12 protein-coding genes are annotated in these 14038 nt (G+C 64.4%); 1 reads left to right on the top strand and 11 read right to left on the bottom strand.

Annotation, left to right across the window (positions count from 1 at the left end; genetic code table 11):
- Positions 1-2: 2 nt before the first annotated feature.
- From HAP47_RS14220 to HAP47_RS14195, 6 genes are all read right to left on the bottom strand, one after another.
- Positions 3-854, bottom strand: a complete 852-nt coding sequence (locus HAP47_RS14220) for a class I SAM-dependent methyltransferase (RefSeq protein WP_173637705.1) — start codon at positions 852-854, stop codon at positions 3-5.
- A complete protein-coding gene (locus HAP47_RS14215) occupies positions 844-1413 on the bottom strand; it encodes an acyltransferase (RefSeq protein ID WP_173637706.1) in 570 nt (189 codons plus the stop codon). The genes HAP47_RS14220 and HAP47_RS14215 overlap by 11 nt, the downstream gene beginning before the upstream one ends.
- Positions 1410-2252: a methyltransferase domain-containing protein gene (locus tag HAP47_RS14210; protein ID WP_231168877.1), complete on the bottom strand. Its 843-nt coding sequence runs from the start codon at positions 2250-2252 to the stop codon at positions 1410-1412. The genes HAP47_RS14215 and HAP47_RS14210 overlap by 4 nt, the downstream gene beginning before the upstream one ends.
- 145 nt (positions 2253-2397) lie before the next feature.
- A complete protein-coding gene (locus tag HAP47_RS14205; RefSeq protein WP_173637708.1) occupies positions 2398-3495 on the bottom strand; it encodes a glycosyltransferase family protein in 1098 nt (365 codons plus the stop codon).
- Between the two features lie 3 nt (positions 3496-3498).
- Complete coding sequence (asnB, locus tag HAP47_RS14200; protein WP_173637709.1) at positions 3499-5337, bottom strand: asparagine synthase (glutamine-hydrolyzing); 1839 nt, start codon at positions 5335-5337, stop codon at positions 3499-3501.
- Between the two features lie 2 nt (positions 5338-5339).
- Positions 5340-6893, bottom strand: coding sequence for a lipopolysaccharide biosynthesis protein (locus tag HAP47_RS14195; protein WP_173637710.1), 1554 nt, complete (start codon positions 6891-6893; stop codon positions 5340-5342).
- 304 nt (positions 6894-7197) lie between these two features.
- On the opposite strand from HAP47_RS14195, the gene HAP47_RS14190 reads away from it, so the two are divergent.
- Positions 7198-8391 (top strand): CaiB/BaiF CoA transferase family protein, encoded by a 1194-nt coding sequence (locus tag HAP47_RS14190; RefSeq protein WP_173637711.1) that lies wholly within the window; start codon positions 7198-7200, stop codon positions 8389-8391.
- Between the two features lie 4 nt (positions 8392-8395).
- Here HAP47_RS14190 and HAP47_RS14185 read toward each other — a convergent pair whose 3' ends face one another.
- The 5 genes from HAP47_RS14185 to HAP47_RS14165 form a co-directional block, all read right to left on the bottom strand.
- Positions 8396-9907 carry a tripartite tricarboxylate transporter permease gene (locus HAP47_RS14185; RefSeq protein ID WP_173637712.1) on the bottom strand — a complete coding sequence of 504 codons (1512 nt, stop codon included), beginning with the start codon at positions 9905-9907 and terminating at the stop codon, positions 8396-8398.
- Positions 9908-9929: 22 nt separating this feature from the next.
- Positions 9930-10472 carry a tripartite tricarboxylate transporter TctB family protein gene (locus tag HAP47_RS14180; protein WP_173637713.1) on the bottom strand — a complete coding sequence of 181 codons (543 nt, stop codon included), beginning with the start codon at positions 10470-10472 and terminating at the stop codon, positions 9930-9932.
- Between the two features lie 76 nt (positions 10473-10548).
- Positions 10549-11649: an S-methyl-5-thioribose-1-phosphate isomerase gene (mtnA, locus tag HAP47_RS14175; protein ID WP_173637714.1), complete on the bottom strand. Its 1101-nt coding sequence runs from the start codon at positions 11647-11649 to the stop codon at positions 10549-10551.
- Complete coding sequence (locus HAP47_RS14170) at positions 11646-12521, bottom strand: S-methyl-5'-thioadenosine phosphorylase (RefSeq protein WP_173637715.1); 876 nt, start codon at positions 12519-12521, stop codon at positions 11646-11648. Before HAP47_RS14170 ends, mtnA begins: the two co-directional genes overlap by 4 nt.
- 150 nt (positions 12522-12671) lie before the next feature.
- A complete protein-coding gene (locus HAP47_RS14165) occupies positions 12672-13649 on the bottom strand; it encodes a Bug family tripartite tricarboxylate transporter substrate binding protein (RefSeq protein WP_371821810.1) in 978 nt (325 codons plus the stop codon).
- Positions 13650-14038: the final 389 nt, after the last annotated feature.

Raw genomic sequence — 14038 nt, 5'->3', positions numbered from 1 at the left:
GCTCAAGCCTTGTGACAGACAAAGGAGTAGAGCCGGCCCGGTCGATGATCGAAACGTTCGGCCATCAACAGCAGCGAGCCGAACAGCCGGGGTGAGGCAAGCGCAGTTCGCCATAGCGGAGCAACCGGAATCTTTTGCGACAACTTGGTCACGATCGCGGCTTTCAGGGTCTCCGACGTATAGGGAAACAGGTTGATCGGGCTTTGCAGCGGCGCCAGCGTGTCGACCGCGGAAAACCCCGCCTTGGTCAGCGCGCCGGTGTAGCGATCGAGCAGGAAGGCATGTTCGCCGCCGTAGAGATGATGCAGCGGATGCTGCGCAAGGAACTGCGGAAGATCCGCCTCCTTGCTGATGACATGCTCGCGCGCCGCGATCAGCATGCCGCCGGGCCGCAGCACGCGAAACATCTCCCGGCACGCCCCATCGAGATCGCGCGTATGGTGCAATACGGCGCGGGCGAAGACGAGATCGAACGTCGCATCGGCGAACGGCAGCCGCTCGGAAAACTCTTCGACCACCTGAATCGGCAATTGCGTCTGTTGCGCCAAGCCTCGGATCGCCGCCCCTCCCACGATCGCGCTCGGGTCCGGTTCGAGCGCCGTCACGGCGAAGCCGGTTCGGGCGAGCGCGTAGCTCGCGATGCCGCGACCGGCTCCAACGTCGAGTGCGGTACCTGACCGGCCGGCGAGCAGCGTGGCAACCGCTTGCCACTCGGAGCTCTGGAAATAGCGCTCGGCAGCGCCAACCAGCGGATCGTCGTAAAACGCGTCGAGCACGAGCTGGCGCTGGTCAGGCTGATTGCGCAGCCAGACCACCGCATCCTCCCAGGTGGTAAACTTGCGTTCACCGTTCATCGGGGCCAAGCTCCCTTACCAGCACGGCCGGATTGCCCGCCACGATCGAAAACGGCGCGACATCCCGGGTCACGACCGCGCCGGCCGCGACGATAGCGCCTTGCCCAACCGTCACACCGCGCAAGACCATCGCGCCCGCGCCAACCCAGGCGTCGTCGCAGATCTTCACCGGGCTCTCGTCAAGCGAAATATCGTTCGGATGTCCGCGCGTAAAAATCTGCTGGACCTGACGGTGCCGCTCCGTCGCCCGGAGCGGATGCGTGAGATTGTCGAAAACATTTGCCGAATGCGAGATCAGAACGCGGTTGCCGATCTCGATCGAGGCCGCCGACCAGATCCGGGTTCCCTCGCCGACGTAGCACCACTCGCCGATCTTGATCTCCCCATCATGCGCGAAGGTCAGGAGCTCGCCGAGGATGCGGCTGTTGCGACCGACGACGATCTTGTCGGAATCGCCACGGATGTTTCTGATCCTGGCATGGCGGCCCAGCGCCGCGTCCGGCTGCAAGCGGCACGTCGCGCGACCGAGCAGACGCTGGATCCAATAATCGAGATTCATGCCGTCAACTGCAGGCACGCGACGGCGCGCGACGACGCCGCAAGGTCGTTGCCCTGCCCCTTGCCGGTGTGGATGTCGAAAACGGTGGCGTCGGCGAGCGCCTCGGCGCTCTGCCGCGACCAGCCTTGTCGCGAATAACCGAAATAGTCGACATGGTGAGACACCGCGCCGAATGCCTCGATGATCCGCTCGATCATCGCAAGATCGAACACCTGATACCAACCGAGATTCTCGCGCTTGCCGAACGGCACCGAGATCAGGCAGGTGCCGCCGGGCTTGAGAATGCGCTTGAACTCCTGCACCGCCGGAACAAAGCCGTCCCGATCGGTCTCGGCGTCGCGCGGGTCGCCGGTGTACAGCATCTGATTATCGAGGCCGATGTGCTCGATCGTCGAAATGCTGGCGACGGTGTCGAAGACCTGATCGCCGAACATCGTCTTCCGGAGGTCGCCGAACACATAGGAGTAGCCGTCATGCCAATAGCACCGCCTCTCCGGCGCCAGCGTCATGATGGTGAGATCCGCGCCGCGCAACGGCGGACGCTGCAGCAGGAAGTCGTGGTTGAAGGTCGACCCCGCGTCCAGCATCTTGCCGACATTGTTCAATCGGCCATAGACCCAGGGATATTCCACCACGCGCTCGTCCATGGCGACGCCGTAGCCCGGCGGAAGCTCCTTTCCTGCCTGAAGCAAGCCGGCGTCGATGGCCGCGGTGATCGTATCGCGCTTGACCGTCTGATAGCCCGGCCCGAACGGCCGCGGCCGCAACCTGAACAGCGGCACGGCAAGCCCGTCGGCCACCCATTTCAGTCGATGGATCAAGTCACTTGCAGACATCATCTCGGCCCGATCGCCCGCCCACCGGCCGGCACTGTGCACCGTCTAGAGCCTTTTCGGCTCCGATGGAATCGGAACGGAGCTCCAGGTTCTGGTTTCGGCGCACTTTCTCTACGCGAAACGGTATCGACTCCGCTCGAAAAGCCCTCTAGCACGGCTCGATCCGCGCCACGAGATCGATAAACTGGGCCCATTGCGAGGCCTTGCTGTAGGTCTGCTGCACGCGCCTCCTGCCCGACGAGGCGATGGCGGCCCATTGCGGCCAATCCTGCAGGCTGCTCGAAATCGCCTCGGCTGCCCGTTCTGGCGCGTCGTAGGTGCGCATCGTGACACCCTCCTCCATCGCCTCCGGATAGTTGCCGGAATCCGACACGAGCAGCGACCCGCAGCCCATCGCCTCGAAGCAGCGCATGTTGCCGCGGTCGTTGCCGGCCATGTCGATTGCGCCGTTGAGCACGATCTTGGCGGATCCGAACAGCTCGTAGAGGTCCCTGCCGAACAGCGGCAGCCGCGCTATTCGCGCGATGACGTCGGGCCTGCGGTGCTTCTGCAGCGGCAACAATCGACCGACCGCGCTTTCGGCAAGCCGTGTCAGCCGTGACGCATCGAGGCAGAACACGATCTTGCGTTCAGCGGCCAGTGCCGCGACCTGTTCGAGCGTCCTGCCCCGCGCGCTGTGATGCCGCGAATATCCACCGACAAACGCCACATCGATCGGCCGTTCGCCGTCGCCGTACTGCTCCATGACAGGATCGATCGCGGGGAAGAACAGCTCCGCCCGGCAGCCTTTGCTACGCCAGGCCTCGAGGATCGACGGGAAGTTTCCGAGCACCGCGCCGTAGGCGGTCAGGTCGGCATTGCCGGAAGGCGCCGCGCGCCAGCACAACGTCTTCTTCACGCAGCCCGGAAGCCTGGCGATGAACGAACTCGGATAACGCACCGGATCGAGATTGTAGAACACGTCGGTCCTGTGATGCTCGATCTGCGCGAGCAGAATGGCTTCGAGCGTCGGCGTCCCCTTCATGCCCTGCTCGCGCGCCCACTGGCGCTGCAGCACTTCGTCGTCGCCATTGGTGAAGAAGGCTTCAGGCGCACCGTCGAGCACGGGCTCGAGAAAATGTGCCGCGCCGAAGCGATCATGCAGGAACACGTCGCGACGCGCCGCGAAGGTTGACGCTTTTGCCGCAAGCTGGTTCAGCCGCGGCAGGTAAGACGGATAGAGACCGCTATTCTGGAACAGACGCATTGGTTATACGGACCTTGCCAACATCCATTTCATGTTCAGGTATGGCCAGATCCGGCCGACGGATTCCCAATCCCAGCTCTGCGATGCCGTCAAACGGCCGACCGTCTTTCGAAGCGGCACTTCGTCGACGAATTCGGCAAACGCCGAGACATTCCGATTGAGCAGCTCATTAGTCCAGCCCGCCAATGGCCCGTTCAGCCATTCCGGCATCGGCGAGTTGAAGCCGACCTTGCGGCGCGCGGTGCGGATGCTCTCGGGCATCAGGTTCGCCATCGCCTGCCGCGCGACCACCTTGGTCATGCCGCCGGCCGACTTGCTCGTTTCCGGCAGCGCCATCGTGTAGGTCACCAGCCGCCAGTCCATGAACGGCATGCGCACCTCGATCCCGTGCGCCATCGAGAGCCGGTCGAAATTGCGTAGAATGGTGGGCAGCGTGGTCGAGTGGAACATGCGATAGAGACGCCGGTTCAGCGCGCCCCACGCGTTCGGCAACTCGTCATCCTCGGCGACCAGCGGCAGCGCTGCGGGCATCGCCGTCAGGCCTCCCCGCAGGAAATAGTGCCCCTGGCGCCTGATCATCTGCGCCCGCAGGAAGTCGATGCCGCGTTGCGCCAGCTGCGATCGTGACGTGAGCGCGGCGGCGGCGTTCCGGATCCGGAATGCAGTCGACTGCCCCTCCTGCAGGTAGGCGCCCATCAATTCGTCCGCTCCGTGGCCGTCAAGCGAGACGGTGACGTTCTGGCGCCGGAGTTCGCGATAGATCAGCCACGGCGCGCTCGGCAGGCCGATATAGACGTCGTCGTTGTCGTCAAGGATCCGATCAAGGTCGGTGAGCGCATCGGAGCGCCCGATCTCGAGAAAGCTCGGCGCCACGTCGGCCCACGCGGCCGCCTCCACCGCCATCGGCCGCTCGTCATTGCTGGCGCCGGGAAAGGTCGCGACAAAGGCGTGCCGCCAGGCCGTGCTGTCGCGCGGTCCCATGCCGGCTTTCTCATGAGCGGCCATCGCACAGATCACCGCGGACGAGTCAAAGCCACCGGACAGGCAGGTGCCGATAGGAACGTCGCTGCGCATCCGCAGGGCGACGGAATCCTGAAACAGGTCGCGAAAGCGCGCGACGCGTTCGGATTCAGTATCAGGAATCGCGGGCAGATGATCCACGGTCCGCCACCAGCGGCGCACCTGCACGCGCCCCTGGCGCAACCACATGCAGTGGCCGCCCTGCAGACGACGCAGTTGCGCGAACAGGGTCCGCTCGCTGCCTTCGATCCCGAACGGGTCAAGCAACAGCCGCCGCGCCACGTCGATATCGAGCGACGTCTCAACCAGTCCGCTCCGCGCCAGCGCCCGCTGCTCGGACGCGAACACGAACCGCTCGCCTGACAACGCGTACAGCAGCGGCTTGATGCCGAACCGATCGCGCGCCAGGAACAGATCGTCCGTGACGGTGTCGTAGATCGCCAGCGCCCACATGCCGTTGAAGCGCAGCAGCATGTCCTCGCCCCACGCCTGCCAGGCGGCAAGGATCACTTCGGTATCGGACTGGCTGCGAAAGACTGCGCCCTTCGCCTCGAGCTCACGGCGCAATTCAAGGAAGTTGTAGATCTCGCCGTTGTAGACGATCACATGGCGGCCGTCGCCCGACACCATCGGCTGATAGCCGCCCTCGCCGGGATCGATGATGGCGAGCCGGCGGTGACCGAAAGCGACGTTTCGCTTGGCGTTGAACCAGGTGCCCTCGCCGAACGGACCGCGATGCGCGATCAGGCTGGTGAGCCGCGAGATGTCGGCTGGGTCCACGGCGGCGCCGCGCAGATTGACGATGCCTGCGATACCACACATGTCTAGGCGGCCTTCAACGGCAAGAAGCGGGCGATGATGATGCGGAGATCACGCCAGCAGACGGCGCGATAGGGACCAAGCTGCGACACGGCGACGGCGGCGACAAAGATCGCCGCCGCCGACACGCCGTAGAGCGACACCACATACCACCATGACGGCGCGTGGTCGAACGACACGTGGCCAAGCTGCGCGCGCAGCACCAGTGCAACGGCGATGCCGGTGCCGAGCGGGATCAAGACGAAATGCAGCATCCGTGACCACATGGCCGAGAGCCTGAAGGTTCGCCGCAGCAGCAGCACCGTGACGACCATCTGGGCAACCATCCCGACGCAGGAGCTCCAGCCGGCCACTTGCCAGCCGAAATACGGCAACGCAATGGCGCTGGTCGCCAGCGTGAAGCAGCCGGTGACAAGCGAGATCAACGCGTTGAAGCTGGAGCGCCCTTGCGACAGCAGGTAGAACGCGAACACGTTGGCGCTCGACCCCAATATCCCACTGATCGCAAGCACCACCAGCACCAGCTGCGCCTCGGCGGCGACCTCGGCGCCGGTCCATCGATACAGCAGCGCCCCCGCAACCGGGATCAGGCCGCCAAGTGCGCTCGCGGCAAGCACGTTGAGAATCCAGGAGGAGCGAAGCAGCAGGTCGACCTTGCGATCGTCGTCCTCCTTCTGCAGCGTGCTGAAGAACGGGAACAAGATCTCGCCGATCTTCAACACGCCGATATAGACCGCCTCCTCCAGCCGCTGCGCGACGCTGTAGAAGCCGACGAATTGCGGCTGCAGCAGCGCACCGAGCAGATAGCGGTCCGCCTGGCCGGCAAATAGCGCGCCACTTTGCGCCGCGACCTGCCAGCCGCCAAGTTTCACGAGTGCGCGCAGTGCACTGCGATCGAGCACGGGCCGCGCCAGCCAGTCGCTGATTGCGTGCCGCGACCAGGCGAAGGCCATTGCGAGATTCGTCGCGAAGCCCAAGGCCTGACAGCCAAGGAAGGTCGAGGCACGCGGCGCATATGGGATTAGCAGCAGCATCGACATCGTCGTCACCACCGTGCCGGTGATGCCGATCGACGCGATCCGCCGATAATCCTGGCGCGCTGTGAACAGCGAGAGGAAGACCGCAAACAGGCACTGGAACAGCCAGCCGGCACCGGCCAATGCGAAGGCAAGCCCGAGGTCGTCGGACGCCGGACCACCCAGGTGAAATCCCAATCGCGCGAGCGGCGGTCCGGCAAGGATCAGCAATGCCGAGATCAGGCCGCCTACGGCGATGGCGAGCGCAAGGGCGGTCGCGAAGAAACGCCGCGCCTCATCGCGATCGGCCGGTTCCAGCCGTTGCGCGAGTTCGCGCGCCGTCGAGAGGCCAAGCGCGTTGCTGAACATCAGCGCAGGCGCGACGCAGGCAGTCACCAGGCCCGCAACCCCGAACGCGGCAAGGCCGAGCCGGAAGATCACGAACGGGAGAATCGCGAGGTTGAGTAGCACCGCGACCGCGAACGCCGTCGCGTTCCATGCCGAATTGCCGAGCAGATGGGATGGACCCTTTTTCACCGCCATGCCAGCTTTCGGTCCATCGCCTTGATGCGCCTCAAGTGCCTCTTCCATAAGGGCAAAACTCATTCGGATGGCGACGGGCTAGCAGCCGGCGCAGTGATTGTCGAGGGTTGGCGGATGGCAGGGCCTGCAAGCAGGTGTTGGGAAGCCTGAACGACGGCCGAGGCGGAGGCCGATCTGAACGGAACCATGCCTGTTTGTTTCCAGTCTGGTTTGTGGTCCGGGTAACAGTTGGAAAGGTCAGCCAAATTGTCTATGGCAGATAGGCAGTAGCCCCAGAGCGGCCCGCCAAACAAGAGGTGTCTCAATGCCCTTTCCCCGCGCATCCCAAGCCCTGTCCCGGTTCACCGTGCTGGATTTGACCCGGGTCCGGTCGGGGCCGACCTGCGTGCGCCAGCTCGCCGACTGGGGTGCCAACGTCATCAAGATCGATGCGCTGCTGGAAGACGGCGGCGGCGAGCAGCCGGGCGGCCCCCGCGGCGGGTCGGACTTCCAGAACCTGCATCGCAACAAGCGCGCCATGACGCTGAACCTGAAAGACCCCAAGGGGCTCGAGGTGTTCAAGCGGCTCGCCGAACAGGCCGACGTCATCGTCGAGAACTTTCGGCCCGACGTGAAGGCCAAGCTCGGCATCGACTATGAGAGCGTACGCAAGATCAATCCGCGGATCGTCTACGGAAGCATCTCCGGCTTCGGCCAGGACGGCCCCTATCACAAGCGCCCGGGCTTCGATCAGATCGCGCAGGGCATGGGCGGCCTGATGTCGGTGACCGGCGCGCCCGGCGGCGGCCCGATGCGGGTCGGCATTCCCGTCGCCGACCTCACCGCGGGGCTGTTCTGCGCGATCGGCATCCTCACCGCGCTCTTGGAACGCGACGTGTCCGGCGAGGGGCAATGGGTGCAGACCTCGCTGCTGCAGGCGCAGATCTTCATGCTGGATTTCCAGGCGGCGCGCTGGCTGATGGAAAAGGAAGTGGCCAAGCAGGCCGGCAACAACCATCCGACCTCGATCCCGACCGGCGTGTTCAAGACCACCGACGGCTATATCAACATCGCCACGACAGGCGGGCGGATCTGGGAGCGCTGCGCACAGGCGATCGGCGCGCCCGAGCTGATTACCGACCCCGATTATGCGACCGCACCGGCGCGCTCGAAGAACCGCGATGCGCTGAATGCACGAATCAACGTGCTGACCGAGAAGAAATCGACCGAGACCTGGGTGGAGGAGCTGAACGCCGCCGGTGTGCCGTGCGGGCCGATCTACTCGATCGACCAGATGTTCGAGGATGCCCAGGTCAAGCATCTCGGCATGGCCCAGCACGTTCCCAACGATGAGAACCGGCACATCCAGCTGGTCAGCCAGCCCGTCACGCTGTCGCGGACGCCGAGCAAGATGGCGGCGCGCCCACCGGAATTCGGCGAGCAAACCGAGGAAGTGCTGGCCGAGTTCGGCTTCGGCCAGGACGAGATCGCCGAGCTGCGCCAGCGCAAGGTCGTCTGACGCTTCACGCCTTTGCCGGCCGCACCAGACGCGCGACGCCGGCAAAGGCCCGATCGATCACCGGCCAGAACAGCAGCACGATCGCCAGGGTCGTGATGGTGCCGACCAGGCCGTTCGACCAGAACACCTTCATGTCGCCGCCGGAGCCGATCATCGAGAGCCGGAACGCGTCCTCGGCGCGGCTGCCGAGCACCAAAGCGAGCGTGAATGGCGCAAGCGGGATGCCGATCTTCTTGAAGACATAGCCAACGACGCCGAAGCCCAGCATCAGCCAGATGTCGAACATCGCATTCTGGATGGCGTAGGCGCCGATCGCGCAGGACACCACGATCATCGGGGCGACAGCCGCAAACGGCACGCGCAGAATCGAGGCGAAGATCGGCACCGTCGTCAGCACCAGCACCAGGCCGACGACGTTGCCGAGATACATCGAGGCGATCAGGCCCCAGACGAAATCCTTGTGCTCGACGAACAGCAGCGGGCCGGGGTTGAGGCCCCACACCATCAGGCCGCCAAGCAGGATCGCCGCGGTCCCAGAGCCGGGAATGCCGAGCGCGAGCATCGGCAGCAAGGCCGCCGTGCCCGAGGCGTGGGCGGCGGTCTCCGGCGCGAACACGCCCTCAATGCGGCCCTTGCCAAAACTCTCCGGATCCTTGGCGAAGCGCTTGGCGAGGTTGTAGCCCATGAAGGACGCCGCGATCGCACCGCCCGGCGTGATTCCGAGCCAGCAGCCGATCACGGACGAACGCAGCAGCGTCACCCAATATTTCGGCAGGTCCTTCCACACCGACAGCACGACGCGCAGGCTGATACTGGCGGCGTGTCCGCGCAGCGCCAGGCGCTCCTCCATCGTGAGCAGGATTTCGCTGATGCCGAATAGGCCGATCACCGCAACGAGGAAGTTGATTCCGCGCAACAGCTCGGCAGAGCCGAACGTCATGCGCAGCTGCCCGGACACCGTATCCATGCCGACGCCGGCGAGCAGCAGCCCGAGCGACATCGAGATCACGGTCTTGTGCTTGGCTTCGCGGCCGAGGCCGACGAACGAGCAGAAGGTCAGAAGATAGACGGCGAAGAATTCCGGCGGGCCGAACTTCAGCGCGAACGACGAGATCATCGGCGCCAGGAAGGTGATCAGCAGCACCGCGACCAGCGAGCCGATGAAGGACGAGGTGAACGCGGCTGTCAGCGCTTCAGCCGCCCTGCCCTGCTGCGCCATCGGATAGCCGTCGAACGTGGTCGCGACCGACCAGGCTTCGCCGGGGATGTTGAACAGGATAGAGGTGATGGCGCCGCCGAACAGCGCGCCCCAATAGATGCAGGACAGCATCACGATGGCGGATGTCGGATCCATCGTGAAGGTCAAGGGCAGCAGGATCGCAACGCCGTTGGGACCGCCAAGCCCGGGCAGCACGCCGACGAAGATGCCGAGCACGAGGCCGACCATCATCAACAGCAGCGTCTTCCACGTCAAAAGGACGGCAAAGCCATGCAGCAGGAGACCGAAAGCTTCCATGTCCCGAAATCCTGTCGATCGCTCAGTAGCCGAAGGCCGCTTCGAGCGGCCCCTTCGGCATGATGACGTCGAATGCGACGTCGAAGGTCACGAACATCGCGGCGGTGAAAACGCAGGCGGTGAGCAACGACTTCCACAGCGCGATCTTGCCGACGAGGCGCATGAAGCCTGCGATCAGGAGAAAGCTCGCGACGTAGAGGCCGAGATATTGGGTAGCGAGGCAGAACAGGAATGTCGGCACGAACACCGCCATCACCCGGCGAAACTGGGCTCGGGTGACAAAGGTCTCGGCTGCTTCCCGGCGCGAGACGAAGGCAGCGCCGAGACCATAGAGGCTGGCGGTGCCGAGAATCACCGAGAGGTAGAACGGAAAGTAGCCCGGCTGCGGCCCGGTCGAATCCCACGATGCGCCGGTGCGCCAATTGTCCCAGCCGAGCACCAAGGCGAGCGCAAGCAGCAGCAGCGAGACGACGACGTCGACGGCGCCGGTGCTGACGACGGCGGGCGAATTCTCTTCAGGCGCGGTCGGATCGTCGACGACGATCTCAAGTTCGGTATTGGACATGGACTGGACGGTCTGGGTTGCGAGGGCAACGATTGGGATAGCGTGCTGAACCAATCACCGTCAATGCAGCCTTCAGCTAACGCCCGGAACGTTCGGGAAATGCGCTCGCAAGCGCAGCACGATTCGCGCCGAGTATACCGCGCTCGGTGATCAATCCCGTCACCAGCCGCGCCGGCGTGACGTCGAAGCCGAAATTGGCGACGGAAGAGCCGTCCGGAACCACGCGCACGGTTTCGATCCGTCCATCCGCCGTGCGGCCGGTGAGGTGCGTCACCTCGCTGGCCGCGCGCTGCTCGATCGGAATCTGCCTGACGCCATCGTCGATACTAAAGTCGATGGTCGGCGACGGCAGTGCAACGTAGAACGGCACGTCGTTGTCGTGCGCGGCGAGCGCTTTCAGATAGGTCCCTATCTTGTTGCAGACGTCGCCATTGGCGGCGACGCGGTCGGTCCCGACGATCGCAAGGTCGACCATGCGATGCTGCATCAGATGGCCGCCGGTGTTGTCGGGAATCACGGTGTGCGGCACGCCGTGGTGACCGAGTTCCCACGCGGTGAGCGAGGCGCCCTGATTGCGCGGCCGCGTCTCGTCGACCCAGACATGGACCGCAATGCCTCGATCATGCGCCTGGTAGATCGGTGACGTCGCCGTTCCCCAATCGACGGTTGCGAGCCAGCCGGCATTGCAATGCGTCAGCACGTTCACCGGCTCTCCCGGCTTCTTGGTCGCGGCGATTTTTTCGATCAGGCCGAGGCCATGGCGGCCGATCTCGCGGTTGATCTCGACATCCTCATCGGCGATCTCGCGGGCGCGGGTATAGGCCGCATCCGCCCGGGCCGAAGCAGCGAGCGGCGCGAGCGCGCGTTGCATCTCGTCGATCGCCCACTTCAGATTGATCGCGGTCGGCCGGGTCGCAGCCAACATCTTGCCGGCGCGGTCGAGCGCCGCATCGGAGGAATCGGCGCGCATCGCAAGCGCCATGCCATAGGCTGCGGTGGCGCCGATCAGCGGCGCGCCGCGCACCAGCATCGAGCTGATGGCCTCGCCTGCTTCGTCAGCGGTCGTGAGTTTGGCGACGTTGAACTCATGGGGCAGCCGCCGCTGGTCGATCGCACCGACGGACCAGCCGTCGGGCTCGAGCCAGATACTGCGAAAATGCCGTTCATCGACCTTCATCCGCGCAACATCCTTCCAGCCACGGCATCGAGCTTCGCCAACAACTGAGGATCGCGCGCCGCAGGCGCGGTGATCAGCGCGGTATCCAGCGCGCGATCCGAACCGATCGGACACGGCTCGTGCTCGCGCGGGAAATCCCGCGCCAGACGCGCGACCAGCGCCTTTGCCTTCTCGGCGTTCGAATTCAGCACACGGATGATATCCTGCACCGTGACGGCATCATGGGCCGGATGCCAGCAGTCGAAATCGGTGACCATCGCGACGCTGGCGTAGCAGATCTCGGCCTCGCGGGCGAGCTTGGCTTCGGGCATGTTGGTCATGCCGATCACCGAATAGCCCTGCGCCTTGTAGGTCAGGCTTTCAGCGAGCGAGGAGAATTGCGGCCCCTCCATGCAGAAATAGGTGCCGCCGCGCGCGAACGCGATGCGCTCGGCCTCGGCAGCGGCGGCGAGATGCTTCGCCAGCAGCGGCGATACCGGATGCGCCATCGACACATGCGCGACGCAGCCCTTGCCGAAAAACGAGCTCTCGCGCTTGTACGTGCGGTCGACGAACTGATCGACCAGCACAAACGTCCCGGGCGGCAGCTCTTCCTTGAACGAGCCGCAGGCAGACAGCGCGACCAGGTCGGTGACCCCGGCCCGCTTCAGCACGTCGATATTGGCGCGATAGTTGATGTCGGACGGCGACAGCGCGTGTCCCTGGCCGTGCCGCGGCAGGAACACGATCGGCAGTCCCGCCGCCTCGCCACGACGCAGCGGCGCGGATGGTTCGCCCCAGGGACTCGTGATCGTTTCCTCGCGGACATTTTCCAGGCCCGGCAGATCGTAGATGCCGGATCCGCCGATGATACCGAGAACGGCTTTGGTCATGATCGCTCCTCACGGTCCCGCAACGACGACGGAGGGGTGCCCCAGCCCGATCGGGCTCGCCGGACGTTTGACCATACTGCGGCGCAATAATCACTGCGCCACTGCCGCTTGCAAGCCAATTCCGGCCCGAAGGTAAGCAAACCGCGACCGCTACTTCGCGACAAAGCCCGCCGCGTTCATCAGCGAAGCATTGAGCTTGTCGTCATCCTCGAGGAATTCCACCATGTCCTTGCCGGTGAGGAAGATCGGCTTCAGCGCCTGCTTCTCCATGTAGTCCTTGTATTCCGCCGTCTGCGTCACCTTCTGGAACAGGTTGGCATAGAATGCCTGCTGCTCCTGCGTGACCTTGCCGGGCAGGAACATCGCGCGCAGCATCAGATACTGCACGTCCAGCCCCTCCTCCTTGCAGGTCGGGATGTCGTTCCAGGATTGCGTGTCGGTGACCTTGGTCTTGTAGGAGATGCGCTCCTTGTCGAACACACAGAGCGCGCGAACCTGTCCGGCGCGCCAGACTTCGAGGTTTTCGCTCGGATTGTTGACGTTGGACTCGGTGTGGCCGCCGACCAGTTGCGTCGCGGCCTCGCCGCCGGACTTGTACGGCAGATAGGAGAATTTCGCGCCGGTCTTCTGCTCCATGAACACGGTCAGCACATGATCTTCACGCTTGGAGCCCGTGCCGCCCATCTTGAACGGCGCGCTCGCGGCCTTGGCGGCCGCGATGAAATCCTTGACGGTCTTGGGGCCCGACGCATTGTCCCACAGCACGAACTGGTCGAGCGCGATCACCGACACCGGCGTGAGGTCGCGCCAGTTGAAGGGAATCTTGGCCGACAGTGGCAGCATGTAGATCAGCGAATAGGCGATCAGCACCTTGTTGGGATCGCCCTCGCTGGACTTCATGTACATCAGCGCTTCCGCACCCGACGCGCCGCCCTTCAGCGAGACCACCATCGGCTGCTTCATCAGATTGTTCTTCTGGATCGCCGCCTGCATCATGCGCGCCATCTGGTCGGAGGCGCCGCCGGCGCCGGCCGCAACCACGATCTCGACCGGCTTGCTCGGCTCCCAGCCGGCAAAGGCCGGCGTGCTCAGCAGCAAGGTCGCGATGGCTGCCGTGGTTTTCACGATCTGTCCCACGTGTTTCTTCCCTATCTATTTGTTCGGCTTCGCAAAACCGTCGAGGTGGCGGGTTCGCGTCATTGTGCTGAGAAAGCAGGTGAGTGCAAGCCGCCGAACTGCCGCATGACCTATGACTTTGGAATGAGGCGGGTGTCGTTGCGAGCCATCGGACGCGCCACGGCGACCAGGATGAAGTTGAACTCGCGATTTTTCCAATCGTCGTCCCGGCGAAGGCCGGGACCCATACTCCGCGGCGGGTGTTGCCAATGGGACTTGTCGTTGCAGTAGCGCTCAACAATTCGCATCGGTGGTTATGGGTCCCGGCCTTCGCCGGGACGACACCGGTTGTGTTGCGGGAGCTTGCGCAGTCGGGCAACGAAGCGAGAGCCCGGAATCCA

It is taken from the genome of Bradyrhizobium sp. 41S5, from assembly GCF_011516665.3.
Taxonomy (GTDB): Bacteria; Pseudomonadota; Alphaproteobacteria; order Rhizobiales; family Xanthobacteraceae; genus Bradyrhizobium; species Bradyrhizobium quebecense.
Note: the sequence above shows the minus strand (reverse complement) of the source record. Positions and strands in the feature narration are given on the sequence as shown.